Below are 21,196 nucleotides of genomic sequence, written 5' to 3' on the forward strand. Positions count from 1 at the left end.
TTTGTTTCTTATGCAATTCCGGACGGAAAGTTACGGCGAAATGGCCGAACCTAACCGCTTCTCACTTTTCCTGGAATTGCTCTAGCGGCGCGAGGCCGAGTTCGGCCTCGACAGCCTTGATGCCAATCGCCGCCAATTCGCCGGGCGAGAACATCTCGCCGGCCAGGCAGCCTTCGATCCAGAGCCCGTCGATGATCGCATTGATCGCGATGGCATGGTGACGCAGCTGGCCCGCGTCCGGTTTGCGCTGTTCGGCGGCAAGCACTTCAGCCACAACCGCTTCCACCTCGTTGCGAAAGCCAAGGTAGCCTTCGCGGTGGGCACGGGCGAGCGTCGGATCCGCATTGGCGCGGCCGAGGAAGGTTGCCCAGAGCGAAAACACCCGCGCGTCGACGATCGGCGCATTGAGGTTGGCGGTGACGAAAGCCGCAAGGCGTTGGCGCGGCGAGGCATCTTCCATAACCAGTGCCGCCTTCGCCTGCTCGGTCATGCGGCCGACCAGCGCTGTGTAGGCTTCCTGCAGCAACTCTTCCTTGCCGGGGAAATAGTGCCGGATCAGCCCGGCGGTGACGTCGGCACGCAATGCGATGGTGCGCAGGGTGGCGCCCTCGAGGCCATGTTCCACCACGCTGTCCAGGGTGGCTTCAATCAGGTCCTGCCGCCGCCGCTCCTCGCCCTCGCGACGGAACTTGCGGCGCGCATTCATTGGCGCAGGATCGGCCGCGTCAGGCATGTCGGCCCGCCTTCACAGGCGATGCAGAGCGCATCCGCCTCGAATATCTCAACCGCGCAGCCGGCGGCTTCCATCGCGGCTTTGGTCCTGGGGAAGCCTGCAACGGCAATGACCTTGCGCGGGCTGGTCGGCAGCACGTTCAGGCTGAGGCCGTTGGAAGCGGCAAACTCTTCGGCGTCGCCTTCGACCAGCCGAATGCCGCGCGCCTTCAGCATCTGATAGAAGGGCGCCGGCAAAAGCGGTGAATAGACCAGCGCGAGGTCGTCGGCCAGCGGGCTGATCACCGACATAAGATGCAGGCACGCCTCTTCGCCCTGCCACAGCGGCAGATCGAAGCCATAGACGGAAATGCCCAGCGGCGTCAGCAGGTTGGAAACCTGCTGGATGCCTTCCTGGTTGGAGCGGACGCCGCGCCCGATCGCCAGCGTGCGGGCGTCTACCCACACACAATCACCGCCTTCGACCTGGCCGTGAGCCTCGACGCGGCCGAGGATCGGAATGCCCAGTCTTCTATAGGTTTCCTCATGCAGGGAGGGCTCCCCGGCGCGCAATGGCTTGCCCATGGACAGGATCAGCGCGCCGCGGTCGGTCATCAGCGACGGGTCGTGCGTGAACACCGAATCTGAAAGACCGTCGGCCTTGTCCTCGATCCATTCGATTTCGGCGCCGGAAGCCGCCACCAGTTCAGCAAGGACCGCATGCTGCGACGCCGCTTTCGCCGGGTTGAACCCCGGGCCGTAGTGCCAGGCAGCCCTGTCGGCGTCGCGCATGGCGTTGGCCGCCGACCGCATCAGCACACGCCGCAGCGGCGCCGCCATGGACTGTGATCCGAAAGCGCTCATCGATGCCCTTTTAAGCTGAAAAAAATCGAAAAAATTTCATGAAAGGCTATTTATACACTTGCACAACAAGGCCGCAAGTGCCGTAATGAGCGGGATTGACGGGCTCGCGCCGTCGGGTCCATGCTGAAGTCTGGAGCGGGCAGTACAGCGTATGTTGATTAGCCGGATAGACGTTCGACGAACCGCCGTCGCCCATATAGAGGTTACTCGGTGAGCGCGGTGGAGGCTGCCGCACTCCCATCCGGCAAGGCGCAAAGCGGCGCCGCCGAAGCCATCCATGTCGAAAACCTGCACAAGAAGTTCGGCCAGCTGCACGTGCTGAAGGGCGTTTCGCTGTCGGCGCGCGACGGCGAGGTGATCGCCATCATCGGCGGCTCGGGCTCCGGCAAGTCGACGCTGCTGCGCTGCATCAACTGCCTGGAGAACCCGACCAGCGGCATCATTCGCGTCAACGGCGAAGAGATCAAGCTGAAGGCCGACAGCCACGGCCACACGGTTCCCGCCGACCGCAAGCAGATCGAGCGCATCCGCTCCCGGCTCGGCATGGTGTTCCAGAACTTCAACCTGTGGAGCCACATGACGCTGATCGAGAACGTCATCGAGGTTCCGGTGCACGTGCTCGGCGTCAAGCGCGACGAGGCGATCGCCCAGGCCGAGAAGCTGCTTGCCCGCGTCGGGCTGGCGGAGAAGCGCGACGTTTACCCGGCATTCCTGTCGGGCGGCCAGCAGCAGCGCGCCGCGATCGCCCGGGCGCTGGCGATCAATCCGCGCGTCATGCTGTTCGACGAGCCGACCTCGGCGCTCGACCCGGAGCTGGTCGGCGAGGTGCTGAAGGTGATCGGCGACCTGGCGCGCGAGGGGCGCACCATGGTGCTGGTGACGCATGAAATGAAGTTCGCCCGCGAGGTCGCGACGCATGTCGTCTACCTCTACAACGGGCTGGTCGAAGAGGAAGGCCCGCCGGAACAGCTGTTCGGCGCGCCCAAATCCGAAAGGCTCAAGCAATTCCTCCGCAACGTCGGCTAGGGCCGACGTCAAGCGGAGCGAAAAACCGGGAACAACAACAAACTGGGAGTCCTGAAATGAAGACAGTTCTCAAGACCTTCGCCGCGGCGCTGCTCTTCGGCGTCGCCGCGATGGGCGTGGCCAAGGCCGATCAGGTCAAGATCGGCGTCGCCGCCGAGCCTTATCCGCCCTTCACCTCGCCGGACGCGACGGGCAAGTGGGTCGGCTGGGAAGTCGACTTCATCGACGCCGTCTGCGCCGAGGAGAAGCTCGACTGCGTCATCACGCCCGTTGCCTGGGACGGCATCATTCCGGCGCTGACCACCAAGAAGATCGACCTTATCGTCTCCTCGATGTCGATCACCGACGAGCGCAAGAAGACGATCGACTTCTCGGACAAGTACTACAACACGCCGACGGCGATCATCGGACCGAAGGACCAGAAGTTCGGCGCCACGCCGGACGATCTCAAGGGCAAGGTGATCGGCGTCCAGGTGTCGACGGTGCATGCGGTCTACGCCAAGAAGCACTTCACCGGCGCGCAGGAGATCAAGGAATACCAGACGCAGGACGAAGCCAACAATGACCTGGCGGCCGGCCGTCTCGACGCGGTGCAGGCCGACTCCATCGCGCTTGGCGAATTCCTCAAGACCGACCAGGGCAAGGCCTGCTGCGACCTCAAAGGCATGGTCGCCCAGGACGACGAGGTGCTCGGACCGGGCGTCGGCGCCGGCGTGCGCAAGGAAGACACCGCGCTCAAGGAAAAGATCAACGCCGGCATCAAGGCGATCCGCGCCAGCGGCAAGTATGACGAGATCTCGAAGAAATACTTCGACTTCGACATCTACGGCGGCGCCACGCAGTCGAACTGACGTCTCCGCATGAGCTTGAGGGGCATGGCCGAGCGCCGTGCCCCTTAGAGCAATTCCGGGAAAAGTGTGAAACGGTTTTCCGTCCGGAATTGCGTCAAACAACGGGATAGAGCAGTTCACCGTCTCCGTGAAACAGGTGAAATGCTCTAGGCCAAACCTTGCCACGCATGCCTGCCGCTGAACGCTGCCGTCGGCGGTTGCCAGCAATCCGGGGGCGAAGCTGATCGACATATTTCTTCCGGCCTCGGCGGCCGGCATCATTGAACTCCTGTCACCCGTGCCGCCGGGCTGGGGCGGCACCTTGCTGGTCGGATTCCTGCATTCGATCGAGATCGCCATCGGCGCCACCTGCCTCGGCCTTTTGATCGGCACCGGCGGCGCCTGGGGCAAGCTCTATGGCGGTCCGGTGGCGCGCGACCTGCTGGCCATCTATACGACCGTGGTGCGCGCCGTGCCGGAACTGGTGCTGATCCTGCTGCTCTATTACGCCGGCACCGATCTCATCAATCAGGTGCTGACGGCGATGGGTTACCAGCGCGTCGACATCAGCGGGCTGGCGGCCGGTATTTTCGTGCTCGGCGTGGTGCAGGGCGCCTATTCGACGGAAGTCATCCGCGGCGCCATCCTGTCCATCCCGCAGGGCCAGATCGAAGCCGCACGCGCCTACGGCATGCCGCCCGGCCTGATGCTGAGGCGCATAACGCTGCCGGCGATGCTGCCTTTCGCCATCCCGGGCCTCGCCAATCTCTGGCTGATCGCTACCAAGGACACCGCGCTGCTTGCCGTCGTCGGCTTCTTCGAACTGACGCTCGCGACGCGGCAGGCGGCGGGGGTCACCAAGGCCTATCTGTTGTTCTTTGTCGCCGCCGGCGTGCTTTACCTGGCGCTGACGCTCTTCTCCAACCTGATCATCGGTCGTGTCGAGGCCCGGTCGCGGCGCGGCATGCCTTCCGTCAAGGAGGCACGCTGATGTCGGCTGAAGCGACCGCAATCAACTTGGCGGCGCGCGCCTCGCTCTGGCTCAGGCCGCATCGCATCGTGCTGATCCTGATAGCCTTGGCGCTGGTGTTCTGCGCGGCCTTCTTCATGCGCTGGGACTGGCTGCCGCAATATTGGGAAATGGGGCTGCTCGGCATCTGGCGATCGCTGTGGATCCTGGTCGTCACCTGCGCGCTTGGCTTCCTGCTCGCCGTGCCGCTCGGCCTGGCGCAGGCCGGCGGACCGTTCTGGTTCGCAGCGCCGGCCAAGGTGTTCTGCACCATTATCCGCGGAACGCCGCTGCTCCTGCAGCTTTGGCTGCTCTATTACGGGCTGGGTTCGCTGTTCCCTCAATACCCATGGATTCGCGCATCCTGGATGTGGCCGTATCTGAGGCAGGCATGGCCCTATGGCGTGCTGGCGCTGACCTTGTCCTTCGCCGGCTATGAGGGCGAGGTGATGCGCGGCGCCTTCGCCGGCGTGCCGAAAGGGCAGCTCGAGGCGGCCCGCGCCTTCGGCATGAGCCGCTTCAAGATCTTTCGCCGCATCTGGCTGCCGCAGGCCTTCTACCGGGCGCTGCCGACGCTGACCGGCGAGACCGTGCTGCAACTGAAGTCCACGCCGCTGGTGGCGACGATCAGCGTCATCGACATCTTCGCCGTGTCGTCTAAGGTGCGGCAGGACACCTACCTGACCTACGAGCCCTTGCTGCTGCTGGCGCTGATCTACATGACGATCACCGGTATCCTGGTGCTCATATTCAGCAGGATCGAGGCTCGGATTCCGGTCAAAATCGGCTAGATAGAGCGAGTAGCGAATAGGGAGTAGCGAATAGCGAGCGATTCGCTGGGCCCCCTACTCGCTATTCCCTATTCGCTTAGAGGCAAAAAATGCAACTCACTCTCGATCAGGCAAAAGGCCTATGCCGCATGGCTGCGCTCGGCGCCGGCGCCAATGAGGAGGCGGCGCAATCGCTCACCGCCTCGATCATCACGGCCGAGGCGGAAGGCCTGTCGACGGTCGGCCTGTCGCACTTCATCGACTATCTGGAGGCGATCGAAGCCGGCCGCATCGACGGCAATGCCGATCCGGTGATCACCCGGCCGGCGCTGGCCGTCTACCTCTCCGACGCGCGCGGCGGCCTTGCCCATACCGGCTTCGATCGCACGATCGGTGATCTCGCCAAGGCCGCAAGGCTGTTCGGCGTCGCCATCTTCTCGCAGAAGAACGCCTATACCTGCGGCGCGCTCGGCTATTTCACCGGCCGGTTGGCCGGACAGGGGCTGGTCTCCTTCGCCGCCACCAACGGGCCGGCAGTGCTTGCCGGTTCCGGCTCGATCAAGCCGGTCTATTGCACCAACCCGATGTCGTTTGCAGCACCTGCCGCCGACGGGCCGCCTTTGGTGATCGATCAGTCGTCGAGCGCCACAGCCTTCGTCAACATCCGCAAGGCGGCGGAAGACGGCAGGAAAATCCCCGAGGGCTGGGCGCTGGACGCCAGCGGCAATCCGACCACCGACCCGGCGGCGGCGATGAATGGCGCGATGCTCGCCTTCGGCGGCCAGCGCGGCGCCAACATCGCCCTTATGGTCGAGGTGCTGGCGGCGGGCATTTCCGGCGCCAACTGGTCGCTCGACGCGCCCTGGTTCTCCGGTGGGCCGGACAGTCCCGGAACCGGCCTCTTCGTTCTGGCCATCGAGCCAAAGCTGCTCGACCCGGATTTCGAGCAGCGCACGAAGGACCAGCTCGACCGCCTGCGGCGGCGCTACGGCGTGCACATACCCGGCCGAGCTCGCGCCGAGGCCGCCGAGAAAGCGAGCGCGCGCGGCATCGACGTTCCGAAGGCGGTCGTGCAGCGCATTTCCGAATTCGCCGAGCGCTATTCGGCCTGATCGAGACCGTCCGCAATAGCAGGTCGCGTTTCTTCACACGGCCGTTGAACCTTTTTTCGCCCTGCAGCGACCCATCACCGGCACCCACATCGCAAGCCGCAAAGGGTAGCTTGGGGTAGCGGCTTGCGGTTGGCGGCGCCGCGCCGGGCGTCCAGGGCCGGGGCGGGCGTGAATGCTTCACGCCGCCTTGATACCGTCTCAGGTCAGGCCGCCTCGTTTGTCCCTGTTTCGGCGCGCGCACTGCCCGGAAAACCCCGCTTCGGCGGGGTTTTCTGTTTCGCCTGCCCAGGGCGGCGATCCTATTCTTCTTGGCATCCTTGGCGGCACCCGTCATTCGGTCGGCGCATATCATCAAGGCGTTCCGGGCAGCGCTCAAAAACAAGGCGGCGGCGACCTCCGGTCGCTCTTTGCCTTTGACGCGAAACCGATTAAGAAGCGGCTTCAGCCAAGCTTTTGCGCGCGGAGCCAGCCATGACCGAAATCCTGCAGACCCCCAAGCTTGTCGTCGTGTTCGGCGGCTCGGGATTTGTCGGCCGTCATGTCGTTCGCGCGCTCGCCAAGCGCGGCTACCGCATCCGGGTTGCCTGCCGGCGGCCCGACCTTGCCGGCCATGTGCAGCCGCTCGGCAATGTCGGCCAGATCCAGCCGGTGCAGGCCAATGTGCGCGTGCGCTGGTCGGTCGACCGCGCCGTGCAGGGCGCCGACCACGTCGTCAATCTGGTCGCCATCCTCAATGAGAGCGGCCGGCAGAAATTCGGCTCCGTGCACGAGTTCGGCTCGCGCGCCGTCGCCGAGGCCGCGCGCGCGGTCGGCGCCGGCCTCACCCATGTCTCTGCGCTCGGCGCCGACTTGAACTCGCCGTCAAGCTATGCCCGCACCAAGGCGCTCGGCGAGAAAGCGGTGTTCGAGACGATACCCGATGCCGTCATCTTCCGTCCGTCGATCAATTTCGGACCCGAGGATAGCTTCTTCAACCGCTTCGCCGGCATGGCGCGCCTCTCGCCCGCCTTGCCGCTGATCGGCGGCGGGCAGACGAAATTCCAGCCGGTCTATGTCGGCGACGTCGCCGAGGCGATCGCGCGCTCGGTCGACGGCCAGGTCGAGGGCGGCAATATCTATGAGCTTGGCGGCCCGCAGGTGCTAACCTTCAAGGAATGCATGCAGGAGATGCTTGCCGTGATCGACCGCAGGCGGCTCCTGGTGCCGGTGCCGTGGTGGGTCGCGAACATCCAGGCCTCGATCCTTCAGCTGCTGCCCAGTCCGCTCTTGACCAAGGACCAGGTGCTGCAGTTGCGCGAGCACAACGTCGTCTCGGAAGCCGCCGCCAAGGCGAACAGGACGCTCGGCGGCCTCGGCATCCCGCCGCAGGCGATCGCGACGATCCTGCCCAGCTATCTCTGGCGCTTCCGCGCGGCCGGACAGTTCCAGCAGCGCCGGCCGATCGCCGACCGGTAAACAATTTCCAATCAGTCGCGTTCCAATCAGGCGCGGCGGGAAACCTGCATCGGCAGGCCGCCCTGCGGCTGCGTGGTCAGCTTCTGCACCGGCCATGGCCGGGTTTCCGACGTTACATCGAAGCGGAAGCGCGACAACAGGATCGCGAGTGCAATGATCGCCTCCTGCATGGCGAAGCTGGCGCCGATGCAGACGCGCGGTCCGGCGCCGAAAGGCAGATATTGGAAGCGGTCGATCCGGTCGCGGTTTTCCGGATGGAAGCGCTCCGGCATGAAGGCGTCCGGCCTGTCCCACAGCTTGCGGTGGCGGTGCACGACCCAGGGCATCACCAGAACGGCGGCGTATTTCGGGATGTAGAGACCGTTCCAGGTCTCCGGTTCGATCGGCTCGCGGTTGATCGAGGGCGCCGGCGGATAGAGCCGGAGCGCCTCCTCGAAGGCGGCGCGGGTGAGCGGCATGGCGTCCAGCCACTTTGTCGGATCGGGCTCCCTCGCCAGCACCGCATCGATCTCGCGCTCGATCCTGTCGCGCTCCCAAGGCGCTTCGGCGAGGCAGTAGATCGTCCAGCCCAGCGCTCGCGCCGTTGTCTCGTGCCCGGCGCCGATGAAGGTGATGATGTTGTCCTCGACTTCCGCGCGCGTCAGTCCGTCCGGCCCCTCGGCCTTCAAGAGAAGCGTCAGGAAATCCTGCGGCACGCCGTCGGGGTCGCGCTTCAGCCGCTCCTCGCGCATCTTCACCGTGTTGGCGACGATGTTGCGGAAATAGGCCATGGTCTTGCGGCCGCGTATGCGGGTCAGCCGCGGCAGCCATTCCGGCGCGCGCAACAGGTCGAGCGGGTCGACGCGGCCCATGGTCTCGAACAGGCGGTCGACCTCCTTGGCGAAGCTGCCCTGCTCGCCTGCGATCTCGCCGGAAAACAGCGTCTCGGCGAGGATGTCGTAAGTGAGCATTGTCATGTCACGGGCGACGTCGGTCGTGCCGCCGGCCTCGTAGCGGGTGACGAACTCCAGCGCGCGCTTCAGCATCGGCTCGGCGAAGCCGAAGATGTGACGCGGCGTGAACATCGGCGCCATCGCCTTGCGCGAGCGCTTCCACACCTCGCCCTCGGCGGTGAGCAGGCCGTCGCGCAGGATCGGGCGCAGGATCAGCTGGCGCACCGTCGCCATCTTGTAGTTTTTGGCGTTGTCGATCAGCACGTGGCGGATGAGGCCGGGATCGTTGGCGATGACCAGCGGCCCGCCAATACCGGTCACCGAGATCCAGGGCTCGTTGTAGGTGTGCTCGCCCCACAGCTCAAGCGGGTTGCGGTAGACGATGCGCATCATCTCCAGCGTCGAGGGCGGCTGAGTGCGCGGCTTCGGCGCGGGCGGCACGAAGGGGGCGGGCTTGGTGTCCATGGGCATGCTCCGCTACGAGCGTAAATGTAATGCGCGGCAAAGCGGGCGTCCATGTGACCGAACGGCAAGACCGCGTACCGGCCGCCTCGCCTTTATGTGAACGGCGCCGGTTAATGGCTGCTTGTTGACGGTGATCGCTTACTTTAGTCGCCAATGATACCGTCAAACAGGAGCTACCCGTGAAGCACCAGTTGAGCATCATCATCGGCAGCACGCGACCGGGACGCGCCGGCCCGATCTTCGCCGAGTGCCTGGAGGGCTTCGCGCGCGAGCACGGCAAGTTCGAGCCGGTGCTGACCGACATTGCCGCCTTCAAGCTGCCGCTGCTCGACGAGCCGCATCACCCGCGCCTGCGCAAATACGAGAACGACCACACCAAGGCCTGGTCGAAGGCGATCGAGGCGGCCGACGCCTTCGTCTTCGTGGCGCCGGAATACAATTATTTCGTGGCCCCGGCGATTGTTAACGCGGTCGACTACCTGCTCAAGGAATGGCGCTACAAGCCGGCAGCGATCTTCAGCTATGGCGGCGTTTCGGGCGGCCTGCGCGCCGCGCAGGCGCTGAAGCCGCTGCTGACCTCGGTCGGCGTCATGCCGATCCCGGAAGGCGTGGCGTTGCCTTCCTACAGGACCTTGCTCGACAAGGACGGCGCGTACCATCCGAGCGAACAGGTGCTGGGCGGCGCAAGGACGATGCTGGCCGAGTTGTTCCGCTGGAGCGAGGCGCTGAAGTCACTGCGCGCCGGCCTGCCTTCCGAATAGTAGACGTCCCGATGTGACTGCTGCAGGCCGCGCCCGGGCGCGGCTTTCGCAGCGGCATAGTCACGCTTTCCGCCGCCGCTTCCCGGTGCATCGCGACGAGGGTCCATGAAAGGCCGCTCGCCAGCCGGCAAAATGCCTGCAAACCTTGGAAAACTGGCCGTTTGCGCCTATATCTAGGACATCAAAACGGCGCGATTCGGGGCGATTTTCCCGCGCCGGACCAGCGATCTCAATCAGACAGGTATTTATGAGCGACCAGACCGAAAGCGCCAACGGCGCGGAAGCCGAGTACGGCGCCGATTCCATCAAGGTTTTGAAGGGGTTGGATGCTGTCCGCAAGCGGCCGGGCATGTATATCGGCGACACCGACGACGGCTCCGGCCTGCATCACATGGTCTACGAGGTGGTGGACAACGCCATCGACGAGGCTTTGGCCGGGCATGCCGACCTCGTCTCGGTGACGCTCAACCCCGACGGTTCGGTGACGGTGATCGACAATGGCCGCGGGATTCCGACCGATATCCACCCCAGCGAGGGTGTCTCGGCGGCCGAAGTGATCATGACGCAGCTGCATGCCGGCGGCAAATTCGACCAGAATTCCTATAAGGTTTCGGGCGGCCTGCACGGCGTCGGCGTCTCGGTGGTCAACGCCCTTTCGGCCTGGCTGAAGCTCAAGATTCGCCGCAACGGCGAGATATTCGAGATGAGCTTCACGCATGGCAATGCGGATGCGCCGCTGAAGGTGACCGGCAGCTACGAGCAGGACAGGCGCCCGGGCATCTATGAAGGCCGCAGCGGCAGCGAGATCACCTTCTTCCCGTCGGCCGAGACCTTCACCATGGTCGAGTTCGATTACAACACGCTGGAGCACCGGCTGCGCGAGCTCGCCTTCCTCAATTCCGGCGTGCGCATCGTGCTGACCGACGCCCGCCATGCCGACCTCGTTCGCCACGAGCTGCACTATGACGGCGGGCTCGAGGAGTTCGTCAAATATCTCGACCGGGTGAAGAAGCCGCTGATCGAAAAGCCGATCGCGATCCGCGCCGAGCGCGACGGCATCACCGTCGAAGTGGCGATGTGGTGGAACGACAGCTACCACGAGAATGTGCTGGCCTTCACCAACAACATCCCGCAGCGCGACGGCGGCACGCATCTTGCCGGCTTTCGCGCCGCGCTGACGCGGCAGATCACCGGCTATGGCGAATCTTCCGGCCAGACCAAGAAGGAGAAGGTGTCGCTCACCGGTGACGACTGCCGCGAAGGCCTGACCGCCGTGCTGTCGGTCAAGGTTCCGGATCCGAAATTCTCCTCGCAGACCAAGGACAAGCTGGTCTCGTCGGAAGTCCGCCCCGTGGTGGAAAGCCTGGTCAACGAGGCGCTGGGCACCTGGCTGGAAGAGCATCCGACCGAAGGCAAGGTGGTGGTCGAGAAGGTGATCCAGGCAGCCGCCGCGCGCGAGGCCGCGCGCAAGGCGCGCGACATCACCCGCAAGAGCACGCTCGGCGTCACCTCGCTTCCCGGCAAGCTTGCCGACTGCCAGGAGCGCGATCCGGCGAAGTCGGAAATCTTCATCGTCGAGGGCGACTCGGCCGGCGGCTCCGCCAAGGGCGGGCGCTCGCGCCAGAACCAGGCGATCCTGCCGCTGCGCGGCAAGATCCTGAATGTCGAGCGGGCGCGCTTCGACCGCATGCTCAGCTCCGACATGATCGGCACGCTGATCACCGCGCTCGGCACCTCGATCGGCAAGGACGAGTTCAACGCCGACAAGCTGCGCTACCACAAGATCATCCTGATGACGGACGCCGACGTCGACGGCGCCCATATCCGCACGCTGCTGCTCACCTTCTTCTTCCGGCAGATGCCGGAGCTGATCGAGCGCGGCCATCTCTACATCGCCCAGCCGCCGCTCTACAAAGTGACGCGGGGCAAGAGCTCGCAATACCTCAAGGACGAAAGCGCCTATGAGGAATATCTGATCGATTCCGGGCTGGAAGAGGCTTCGCTGACGCTCGGCTCCGGCGAGGTGCGCACCGGACAGGATCTGCGCAGCGCCGTCGATGACGCGCTGGCGGTGCGCCACCTGATCAACGGGCTGCACACGCGCTACAACCGCGATGTCGTCGAGCAGGCGGCGATCGCCGGCGCGCTCAATGCCGACGTTCTTGCCGATCTCGGTCGCGCCACCGCCATGGCCGAGCGCGTCGCCCGGCGGCTCGACATGATCGCCGAGGAGACGGAGCGCGGCTGGACCGGGCGGCTGTCGACCTCCAATGACGGCTCGGGCGGCTATGTCTTCGAGCGCACCGTGCGCGGCGTCAAGGATGCGGTCCAGCTCGATTCCGGGCTGATCAATTCGGCCGACGCGCGCCAGCTCGACCGCTACGCGCCGCGGCTGGCGGAAGTCTATGGCGAGCAGCCAACCCTGCGCCGCAAGGAAACTTCGGAGCTCCTCTCAGGACCGCTGGCGCTGCTCAACGCGGTGTTCGCCGCCGGCCGCAAGGGGCTGACCATGCAGCGCTACAAGGGCCTCGGCGAGATGAACGCCGAGCAGCTCTGGGAAACCACGCTCGACCCGAATGTGCGTTCGTTGCTGCAGGTCAAGGTGGCGGACGCGACGGACGCGGACTCGTTGTTCTCGCGGCTGATGGGCGACGAAGTGGAGCCGCGGCGCGAGTTCATCCAGGACAACGCGCTGTCGGTGGCCAATCTGGATATTTGAGCAGGTTGGGTCGACAGCCTTCTGCAACAAAAAAGCCCGGCGACGCCGGGCTTTTTTGTTGCAGAAGGCTGCGACTGATCAGTGATCAAACGCCTTGACGATTTCCTCGGTCATCTTCTTGGCGTCGCCGAGCAGCATCATGGTGCCGTCCTTGTAGAACAGCGTGTTGTCGATGCCGGCATAGCCCGAGCCGAGCGAGCGCTTGACGAACAGGCAGGTGCGGGCCTTGTCGACGTCGAGGATCGGCATGCCGAAGATCGGCGAGGACTTGTCGTCGCGCGCGGACGGGTTGGTGACGTCGTTGGCGCCGATGACATAGGCGACGTCGGCCTGCGCGAACTCGGAGTTGATGTCCTCGAGCTCGAACACCTCGTCATAAGGCACGTTGGCCTCGGCGAGAAGCACGTTCATGTGGCCGGGCATGCGACCGGCGACCGGGTGGATGGCGTATTTGACCTCGACGCCGTTGGCCTTGAGCTTGTCGGCCATTTCGCGCAGCGCATGCTGCGCCTGGGCAACCGCCATGCCGTAGCCCGGCACGATGATGACCTTCTGCGCGTTCATCATCAGATAGGCGGCATCGTCGGCCGAACCCTGCTTGACGGTACGCTCGATGCCGTCATCGGCAATCGCCATCGTCTCGCCGCCGAAGCCGCCGAGGATGACCGAGATGAAGGAGCGGTTCATGCCCTTGCACATGATGTAGGACAGGATCGCACCGGACGAGCCGACCAGCGCGCCGGTGATGATCAGCGCCAGGTTGCCGAGCGTGAAGCCAAGCGCCGCGGCGGCCCAGCCGGAATAGGAGTTCAGCATCGACACCACGACCGGCATGTCAGCGCCGCCGATCGGGATGATCAAGAGCACGCCGAGCACCAGCGAGGCGGCCACGATCAGCCAGAAGACGAACTTTGACTCCGAGGTGACGAGCAGCACGATCAGCACCACCAGCGCGACGCCGAGCGCGATGTTGATCAGGTGGCGGCCGCCGATCATGATCGGCTTGCCGGACATGCGGCCGTCGAGCTTGAGGAAAGCGATGACCGAGCCGGTGAAGGTGATGGCGCCGATGGCGACACCAAGGCTCATCTCGATCAGCGCCTGGGCATGGATGTCTCCGGCCGTGCCGATGCCAAAACTTTCCGGCGCGTAGATGGCCGCTGCCGCAACCATGACGGCAGCGAAGCCGACGAGCGAGTGAAAGGCGGCGACCAGCTGCGGCATCGAGGTCATGGCGATGCGCCGCGCCACATAGGCGCCGACGCCGCCGCCGATGGCGAGGCCGAGCACGATCAGGCCGAAGCGGCCGGCCGAAGGCAGCGCCAGCGCCAGCGTGGTGCAAAGAGCAATGCCCATGCCGATCATGCCGTAGAGATTGCCTCGGCGGCTCGTCGTCGGATGCGACAGGCCGCGCAGCGCCAGGATGAACAGGATGCCGGAGACCAGATAGAGGAAGGAAGCGAGATTGACGGTCACGTCACTTGTCCTTCTTCTTGTACATGGCGAGCATGCGCTGGGTGACGAGAAAGCCGCCGAAGATGTTGACCGAGACCAGCACCATGGCGATGAAGCCGAAGCCCGCGGCAAGGCCGGAAGCCGCGATGCCGACGGCAAGCAGCGAGCCGACGACGATGACCGAGGAGATGGCGTTGGTGACAGCCATCAGCGGCGTGTGCAGCGCCGGCGTCACCGACCACACGACATAGTAGCCGACGAAGATCGCCAGCACGAAGATGGCGAAGCGGAAGACGAAGGGATCGATGGCGCCGCCCGAGAGCGCGTGCGCAGCGTTGCCCGCAGCCTCGGCGCCGGCCGGCGCATTGGCCAGATCCTGCACCGCAAGGCGGACGGCGGCGGTCGCCTGATCGAGCTGGTCGAGGGCTTTCTGCAACTGTTCCATCACGCGCTCCCCTTCGGCTTGGCCGCGGCCTTCCTGGTGTTGGTTTTCCGGGGCGCCGGTCTCTTGTCGGCGGCAACTGCGACCAGGATCGTGGCCGGGATCGCAGCCGGCTCGGTGCGCGGCGCCTCGGCGGCCTTGGCGAAACTGGGGTGCACGACCTGGCCGGCGTCGGTCAGCATCGTCGCCTTGACCAGTTCGTCGTCGCGCTTGATGGCAAGCTGCTTGGTCGCCTTGTCGACCATCGTCTCGAGGAAGGCGTAGAGGTTCTTGGCGTAGAGCAGTGATGCCGAGGCCGCGACGCGGCCAGGCACGTTGAGATGGCCGACGATCTTGACGCCGTTTTCCGTCGTCACGACCTTGCCGGGCACCGCGCCCTCGACATTGCCGCCGCGCTCGACGGCGAGGTCGACGATCACCGAGCCCGGCCGCATGGAGGCGACCATCGCCGCCGAGACCAGCTTCGGCGCCGGACGGCCGGGGATCAGCGCGGTGGTGATGACGATGTCCTGCTTGGCGATGTGCTCGGCGGTGAGCGCTGCCTGCTTGGACTGATATTCCTTCGACATTTCCTTGGCGTAGCCGCCGGCCGTCTCGGCCGCCTTGAACTCCTCGTCCTCGACGGCCAGGAATTTCGCGCCGAGCGACTGCACCTGCTCCTTCACAGCCGGACGCACGTCGGTGGCGGTGACGACGGCGCCGAGGCGGCGCGCGGTGGCGATCGCCTGCAGGCCGGCGACGCCGACGCCCATGATGAAGGTTTTGGCCGCCGGCACGGTGCCCGCCGCCGTCATCATCATCGGCAGCGCGCGGTCATATTCGGCAGCCGCGTCGATCACCGCCTGGTAGCCAGCGAGGTTGGCCTGCGAGGAGAGCACGTCCATCACCTGCGCGCGGGTGATGCGCGGCATGAACTCCATGGAGAAGGCGGTGATGCCGGCCTTGGCCATGGCGGCAACCGCCGCATCGTTGCCGTAGGGATCCATAATGGCGATGACGGCCGCGCCCGGCTTGTAGCCCTTCAGCTCCAAATCCGTCGGCCGGCGCACTTTCAGCACCACATCGGCCTTCGACGCGTCGGCAGCCTTGCCGATCGCGGCACCCGCAGCAGCAAAATCTTGGTCTGGGATGCGGGAGCCGAGGCCAGCGCCCTTCTCGACGATCACCTCGAAGCCCAGGCCCACCAGCCGTTTCACCGTCTCAGGCGAGGCCGCGACACGCGGCTCGTTGGCATCGAGCTCACGAGGGATGAATACCGTCTGCCCCACCGCATGATCCTTTCGGCTGGAACCTTGCTGCGCAAGGCGTCGGCCGGGACCTCCAGCGAGACGTCAAACGCAATGGCTTGGAAAGTCTATCGCAGAATGAAATAGCCGACGGCCATGATCACGATGAACAGGATGGTCGCCGAGAAGAAGCCGCCCGCAAAGAAGCCAAAAGCCATCGCCAGGAGGAGGCCGGCGCAGACGAGCGAACCGAATTTGGCGAGCGTGAGGAATGCCTTGTAGGTGCGATCATGCTCGGCATAGTCCATCTGCGCGCCCAGTTCGACAGGACCGGTCGGCGTGTGATCAGCCATAGGAATACCCCTTCGAAAATGCCTTCGAGGCACATAGCGAAAAGCCGGACCAAGAGCAATGGCGCTATTGCCGCACGGTCGGCGACAACAGCCTCAAATGAAAGTTGAAGGCCGGTGGCCGTTGCAAACCATGGTGGGCGCCACCGAGCCCTTCAGGATGTCTGAACGTGCGACGACAATTTCTCGCTTTCCGGCGAAACGTCACGTGACTAAAGCGCGTCGCGATCTTTCAGATTCGCTCCGTGCGCTTTAGGTTTTTGATTTTACGCATGTCTTTGTCCCGAAACCGGTTCCCACTTTCGGGAGACATGCTTTAGGCTTACCGGCACCAACGATTGGGCAATCACGCGCATGATGTCGCTGACAGAGACGCTTGACTGGGACGGCACCGGCATCGCCTGGGGCTCGGCCGGCTCCGGTCCTCCGATAGTGCTCGTCCATGGAACGCCATTTTCCTCGCATGTCTGGCATCGCGTTGCCCCCGAACTGGCGCGCGAGCACACGCTCTATTTTTACGATCTTCCGGGGTATGGCCAGTCCGAGAAACGCGAGGGCCAGGATGTTTCGCTGGGCATCCAGAACAAGGCGCTGGCGGCGATGCTGGCGTTCTGGAATGTCGATCGACCAAACATCATCGCCCATGACTTCGGAGGGGCCACTGCCTTGCGAGCGCATCTGATCGACGGTTGCGACTACGAAAGACTACTGTTGATCGATCCGGTGGCAGTGCGGCCGTGGGGCTCGCCCTTTGTCCAGCATGCCAGACGGCATGAATTCGCCTTCGCCGGCGTGCCGGACTACATCCAGGTAGCGATCCTGAAGGCGTATATTGCAGGCGCGGCAGCCAGATCCCTGTCGGACGACGAACTGCAGCCGTACATCGCACCATGGACCGGATCGGATGGCCAGCCCGCTTTCTATCGGCAGATCGCGCAGATGGATCAGCGTTTCACCGACGAGGTCGAACCGCACTATCGCGAATTCCGTTGCCCGGTAGCTTTGCTGTGGGGAGAAGAGGACCGCTGGATCTCGCCGCAGAGCGGCGAGAAGCTTGCGGCCATGCTGCCGGATTGCAGCTTGAGACTGGTTCCGGGCTCCGGTCACCTCATGCAGGAGGACGCGCCCGAGGCGATTGTCGCTGCCGCGCTGCGCTTCTTCGCCAGTTGAGAGTTCTTTCAGCCGGCAAGGTGAGGAAACAGGCCGAGCAGGCCGACGACGATCAGGTAGAGCGCAACGATGTAGTTGAGCAGCCGCGGCATCACCAGGATCAGTATGCCGGCGATCAGCGAGATCAGGGGCGTGAGTGCAAGCGAATGGATGGTCATCACCGTATCCCTTTGAACAACCCGACATGAGCCCGGGGCGAAACGCCTGTTGGGCAGGATAGCGGCAACGCTCGATTGCGACGCCGCTATTTATAACGGCGAAGTCGCAGGAAAGGTCCATGATGCGTGGAAGGACGCCCTTTTCAGGCGGCGTCGCGATAGTATTTCGCCGTCGGCACGATGGACAGGGGGGTCAACCGGTTGATCGCCGGATTGGCGAACATCATCCGCTGTTCCACCGGCGTCGACTTGAAGAACGGGAACCGCTCGAGCGTGAGGCGCAGATTTTCGCCGCAGGGGATTTCGAACAAGGCGATCGGCGCAAGAACGCCTGGAAACACCTTGCCCTCGGTCCGCTGCACGGCATGGAATATGCGGGCATAGTAGGCGGCATGCTCGACCTTGACCGGCGTGAGGACCGCCGTCTGGCCGAAGTAACAGGAGGCCACCATACCCAGCCTGAGCGTCAGGAAAGGCAGGACCCCCGGCGCGGGCGCGCTGTCCGCATCGGTTGCGAAGCGAGTTCCGTCGATGAAGCTCTCGCCGCGGGCAAGCCGCTCGGCCAAAATTTCCGGATAGGCGTCGACGGACGGCGAATAGGGGTGCTCGCGGGAGATGTAGTGGAGCCGCAGCGTGCTGACCAAGTGGCCATCGAAATAGACGCCGAACCGGTAGGAATTCGGCAGATTGTCCCAGCGATCCTCGAACATCCCGCTGGCGATCGGACCGCACATGCCGGAGCGCAGGTAGGACTGATAGCGAAGGCGATAGATCGCCTCCAGATCCTCGCCCCCCGTGATGAGGCGATAATCGACATGCTCCAGCAATTGCATGATCGAACGGTTCAGCGCCGACCCAGCGTTTGCGCCGGCGCCAGCCTGCGCATCGTTTCTCGCAGCATCCATTCTCAAGTCCTCGTATCCGCCTGTGAATAGGCTATTCGAGTTGAAATGAGACACAAGCCGAAAATTCGATACTGCTGATTTACCGTTCGTTAACCTTAATAACCGACGCGACTTCCTTCACCGCTGTTATGGCGAGGAAGCCGGTCGGGCATCTTCATTTAAGCTTGCATATCACCATCAACGGCGTCTGTATTTCAGATAAGAGAAGCATTTAGCCATTCGACTTCCAGTCGAAAAGACAATCCACTTTAGGTATTTTGATTTATGTATTTCTTGATAAAAAATATTCGTCAGCTTTACGTTGGAATATTCCAAAGTGCGTTATCTATCGCACATCAAAGCTTTCGTTTTTCGTCGAAAAGCACTGCGCGACCCAAGCAACGCGCATTATCAATCAGATTTGTTGAAATTTGCGACTGCAGCTACTGCCTGGCCGTCCGCTTGGCCGCGAGACGCAGGTCCGCGGCGAATGGCCAGGTGACGTTCGACATCGTCTCGATGCCGGACGCGCTGAGCGCGGCGCCGAAGAGGAAACCTTGCACAAGGTCCGGTTTGACCGAACGCACCAATATCTTCAGCTGCTCGAAGGTCTCGACCCCTTCGATCGTGACGACCAGGCCCAGCGTCCGGGTCAAGCCGACGATACCCTTCAGAAGGTCGAGCGACTGGGGACTCTGGGTCACGTCGATCAGGAAGGAACGGTCGATCTTGATCTTGTCGAGCGGCAGCTTGTGCAGGTAGCTGAGGCTGGAATAGCCGGTGCCGAAGTCGTCGAGCGCGATGCGGACGCCCAGGGTCTTCAGCTCTTCGATCAACTCGCGGGTCAGCGATTTGTCGTCGAGCAAGGCGGTCTCCGTGACCTCGATTTCAAGCCGGTGCGGCGCAAGGTTCGACGCCGCCAGGGCATCGCGCACCTTCTGCACGACGTCGCGGTTGCGAAAATCCTTGGCCGAGAGGTTGATCGAGACGCTGGTCTGCGCCGGCCATTTGGCGCATTCGGCGCAAGCCGCCTGCAGCACGAAGGCGCTGATTTCGGAGATGATACCCATCTCCTCGGCCAGCGGGATGAAGACGCTTGGCGAGATCGGACCGAGATCGGGATGGTCCCAGCGGCAGAGCGCCTCGCAGCTGGCGATGCGCATGGTGCTCATCGACACGATCGGCTGATAGACGACGCGCAGCTCCTTGGCTTGCACGGCGCTGCGCAGATCGGCCTTCATCAGCTGGCGGTTGCGGAAGGCGGCATCCATCGATGCTTCGAACAGCCGCCAGCTGTTCTTGCCGAGCTCCTTGGCCTTGTAGAGCGCAAGGTCCGCCTTGACGATCATGGCATCGACGTCGGTGTCCTTGACTATGGACAGCACCGCGCCACCGCTGGCCTGGATGCGCAGGCCATGGCCGGCAACGTCGACCTCGCCCTGCAGGTCGGCGAAGATCTCGTCGAGCAGGCCGCTCAGATGACTCTCGTCCTCGATGCGGTCGAAATAGATCATGAACTCGTCGCCGCCGAAGCGGCTGACATTAATGCCTGGTCCGGCAACCGCCGCCAGCCGCTCGGCCACGGCATAGATCAATCCGTCGCCGACCGGATGGCCGAGCGTGTCGTTGACGCTCTTGAAATCGTCGAGGTCGAGCACCGCCAGGCCGCAGAGCCGGTCGCGGTCGCCGGAGGCCATGGCCTCGCCGGCCAGCTCGTGGAAATAGGCACGGTTCGGCAGACCGGTGAGGTTGTCGTAGCGCGCCATGAAACGGATCTTTTCCTCCGCCTCGACGCGGGCCGTCACGTCCTCGAAGGTGACGACGCCGAGCTCCTGGCTGCCTTCGCGCGCGGAAAATTCGTAGTGCTGGCCGTTGGCGAGCGACACCAGCACCTTGCGGTCCCGGCCCTCGCGGAGCGCACGCGTCAGTTGTGCCTCGATGTAGCGGCAATCCTTCGGCGCCAGCATGCCGCCGGCAACGCCGCGCATCAGAAGGCCGTGGATCGAGCGCCCGAGCAGCGCATCGGCCGATTTCAGCGACATCAGATGGGCGGCCTCGGCATTGGCGACGGCGACGCGCCCGTCCGGGCCGAGCATGACCAGGCCGTGCGACATGGTGTTGAGCGCGCGGTCGAACCTGCGCGTCAGGTTCCTCGCCTGCTTGTGGCCGATGACCGCCGAGAAGAGCACGTTGCGGACATGATCGGCGCCGGTGATGGTGATGAATGTCATCGGGATGATCATCAGGCCAAGGACGACGGAGGGCGCATCCATGCGCAGCAGGAGCGCAAGCGCAGCCGGACCGATGAAGGTCACCGAAAAAATCCGCACCATGCGCGGAGACCCATAGTTGCGGGCGACAACCGTGACCAGGGTCGCCAGAGTCAGCGACATCGCCGCCAGCTCGGCGAAAGGATCGGGATAGACATAGATCGACACGAAGCACAGCGCGCCCAATCCGAGGCCCTGGAGGCAGCCCTTGAGGATGTAGCTGCGCTCCAATCGCTGCGCGTGTTCGACATCGGCAATCACGCCGCCGGTCTTCAGGAAGTCGCGAATGCCGAAGTAACGGATAAGGCTGACGGAAAGCAGAGCAAAGGAAAACACCAGGAACAAGGGATTGTGCGTGCGCAGATAGATCATCAATCCGAGGATCCAGTAGCACGCACCACCGATCAACAACATGTGCGCGTTGTCGAACAACGACCGCACAAATTGGATATAAACATCCGCGGGGATGCTTTCGGTCTTTGTTTTGCCCATAGGGTCGGCCCAACGCTAAGCCTTGTCATGACACAACCGCCTTAAGAAAGGCTTAGAACAGGAACGGCTTAAGCAACGGCTTCGGGTAGCCCGCC

The 21,196-nt window shown here is 63.9% G+C and carries 20 protein-coding genes; 10 read left to right on the plus strand and 10 right to left on the minus strand.

Annotated elements, in window-relative coordinates; genetic code table 11:
- Positions 1–61: 61 nt before the first annotated feature.
- Positions 62–733 carry a TetR family transcriptional regulator C-terminal domain-containing protein gene (locus tag RFN30_RS28910; RefSeq protein ID WP_320265469.1) on the minus strand — a complete coding sequence of 224 codons (672 nt, stop codon included), beginning with the start codon at positions 731–733 and terminating at the stop codon, positions 62–64.
- Positions 703–1,575, minus strand: coding sequence for a dimethylarginine dimethylaminohydrolase family protein (locus RFN30_RS28915; RefSeq protein WP_320265470.1), 873 nt, complete (start codon positions 1,573–1,575; stop codon positions 703–705). Before RFN30_RS28915 ends, RFN30_RS28910 begins: the two co-directional genes overlap by 31 nt.
- Positions 1,576–1,785: 210 nt before the next feature.
- Here RFN30_RS28915 and RFN30_RS28920 point away from each other — a divergent pair, with 210 nt between their 5' ends.
- The 7 genes from RFN30_RS28920 to RFN30_RS28950 all read left to right on the plus strand — a co-directional run bounded on the left by RFN30_RS28920 (position 1,786) and on the right by RFN30_RS28950 (position 7,777).
- Positions 1,786–2,601 carry an ABC transporter ATP-binding protein gene (locus tag RFN30_RS28920; protein ID WP_320265471.1) on the plus strand — a complete coding sequence of 272 codons (816 nt, stop codon included), beginning with the start codon at positions 1,786–1,788 and terminating at the stop codon, positions 2,599–2,601.
- A 56-nt stretch (positions 2,602–2,657) separates the two neighbouring features.
- Positions 2,658–3,452, plus strand: a complete 795-nt coding sequence (locus tag RFN30_RS28925) for a transporter substrate-binding domain-containing protein (protein ID WP_320265472.1) — start codon at positions 2,658–2,660, stop codon at positions 3,450–3,452.
- A 304-nt stretch (positions 3,453–3,756) separates the two neighbouring features.
- A complete protein-coding gene (locus RFN30_RS28930; protein WP_320265499.1) occupies positions 3,757–4,422 on the plus strand; it encodes an ABC transporter permease in 666 nt (221 codons plus the stop codon).
- Complete coding sequence (locus tag RFN30_RS28935; RefSeq protein WP_320265473.1) at positions 4,422–5,231, plus strand: ABC transporter permease; 810 nt, start codon at positions 4,422–4,424, stop codon at positions 5,229–5,231. The genes RFN30_RS28930 and RFN30_RS28935 overlap by 1 nt, the downstream gene beginning before the upstream one ends.
- 89 nt (positions 5,232–5,320) lie before the next feature.
- On the plus strand, positions 5,321–6,322 hold the full coding sequence (locus tag RFN30_RS28940; RefSeq protein WP_320265474.1) for an Ldh family oxidoreductase: 1,002 nt from the start codon (positions 5,321–5,323) through the stop codon (positions 6,320–6,322).
- Positions 6,323–6,494: 172 nt separating this feature from the next.
- Positions 6,495–6,797, plus strand: a complete 303-nt coding sequence (locus RFN30_RS28945) for a hypothetical protein (protein ID WP_320265475.1) — start codon at positions 6,495–6,497, stop codon at positions 6,795–6,797.
- A complete protein-coding gene (locus tag RFN30_RS28950) occupies positions 6,794–7,777 on the plus strand; it encodes a complex I NDUFA9 subunit family protein (protein WP_320265476.1) in 984 nt (327 codons plus the stop codon). Before RFN30_RS28945 ends, RFN30_RS28950 begins: the two co-directional genes overlap by 4 nt.
- 26 nt (positions 7,778–7,803) lie before the next feature.
- On the opposite strand, the gene RFN30_RS28955 is transcribed toward RFN30_RS28950, so the two are convergent.
- On the minus strand, positions 7,804–9,174 hold the full coding sequence (locus tag RFN30_RS28955; RefSeq protein ID WP_320265477.1) for a cytochrome P450: 1,371 nt from the start codon (positions 9,172–9,174) through the stop codon (positions 7,804–7,806).
- Positions 9,175–9,353: 179 nt separating this feature from the next.
- Between RFN30_RS28955 and RFN30_RS28960 the strand changes: the two genes are divergently transcribed.
- The gene (locus tag RFN30_RS28960; protein WP_320265478.1) at positions 9,354–9,935 is read left to right on the plus strand and encodes an NADPH-dependent FMN reductase; all 582 of its coding nucleotides are present in this window, start codon (positions 9,354–9,356) and stop codon (positions 9,933–9,935) included.
- Positions 9,936–10,182: 247 nt separating this feature from the next.
- Entirely contained in the window at positions 10,183–12,654 is a 2,472-nt protein-coding gene (gene gyrB, locus RFN30_RS28965) for a DNA topoisomerase (ATP-hydrolyzing) subunit B (protein WP_320265479.1), read from the plus strand.
- Between the two features lie 78 nt (positions 12,655–12,732).
- Here the strand turns inward: gyrB and RFN30_RS28970 are convergent, their stop codons facing one another.
- From RFN30_RS28970 to RFN30_RS28985, 4 genes are all read right to left on the minus strand, one after another.
- The gene (locus RFN30_RS28970) at positions 12,733–14,130 is read right to left on the minus strand and encodes an NAD(P)(+) transhydrogenase (Re/Si-specific) subunit beta (RefSeq protein WP_320265480.1); all 1,398 of its coding nucleotides are present in this window, start codon (positions 14,128–14,130) and stop codon (positions 12,733–12,735) included.
- 1 nt (position 14,131) lies between these two features.
- A complete protein-coding gene (locus RFN30_RS28975) occupies positions 14,132–14,554 on the minus strand; it encodes an NAD(P) transhydrogenase subunit alpha part 2 (protein WP_320265481.1) in 423 nt (140 codons plus the stop codon).
- Entirely contained in the window at positions 14,554–15,819 is a 1,266-nt protein-coding gene (locus RFN30_RS28980) for a Re/Si-specific NAD(P)(+) transhydrogenase subunit alpha (RefSeq protein ID WP_320265482.1), read from the minus strand. Before RFN30_RS28980 ends, RFN30_RS28975 begins: the two co-directional genes overlap by 1 nt.
- 86 nt (positions 15,820–15,905) lie before the next feature.
- Positions 15,906–16,130 (minus strand): aa3-type cytochrome c oxidase subunit IV, encoded by a 225-nt coding sequence (locus RFN30_RS28985; RefSeq protein WP_320265483.1) that lies wholly within the window; start codon positions 16,128–16,130, stop codon positions 15,906–15,908.
- 351 nt (positions 16,131–16,481) lie between these two features.
- On the opposite strand from RFN30_RS28985, the gene RFN30_RS28990 reads away from it, so the two are divergent.
- The gene (locus RFN30_RS28990) at positions 16,482–17,297 is read left to right on the plus strand and encodes an alpha/beta fold hydrolase (RefSeq protein ID WP_320265484.1); all 816 of its coding nucleotides are present in this window, start codon (positions 16,482–16,484) and stop codon (positions 17,295–17,297) included.
- 8 nt (positions 17,298–17,305) lie between these two features.
- On the opposite strand, the gene RFN30_RS28995 is transcribed toward RFN30_RS28990, so the two are convergent.
- From RFN30_RS28995 to RFN30_RS29005, 3 genes are all read right to left on the minus strand, one after another.
- Positions 17,306–17,455 carry a DUF3096 domain-containing protein gene (locus tag RFN30_RS28995; protein ID WP_082296269.1) on the minus strand — a complete coding sequence of 50 codons (150 nt, stop codon included), beginning with the start codon at positions 17,453–17,455 and terminating at the stop codon, positions 17,306–17,308.
- Positions 17,456–17,598: 143 nt separating this feature from the next.
- A complete protein-coding gene (locus RFN30_RS29000) occupies positions 17,599–18,360 on the minus strand; it encodes an N-acyl amino acid synthase FeeM domain-containing protein (RefSeq protein ID WP_320265485.1) in 762 nt (253 codons plus the stop codon).
- Between the two features lie 422 nt (positions 18,361–18,782).
- Positions 18,783–21,101: a putative bifunctional diguanylate cyclase/phosphodiesterase gene (locus RFN30_RS29005; RefSeq protein WP_320265486.1), complete on the minus strand. Its 2,319-nt coding sequence runs from the start codon at positions 21,099–21,101 to the stop codon at positions 18,783–18,785.
- Positions 21,102–21,196: the final 95 nt, after the last annotated feature.

This window comes from Mesorhizobium dulcispinae (assembly GCF_033977345.1).
In the GTDB taxonomy this organism is placed as follows: domain Bacteria; phylum Pseudomonadota; class Alphaproteobacteria; order Rhizobiales; family Rhizobiaceae; genus Mesorhizobium; species Mesorhizobium dulcispinae.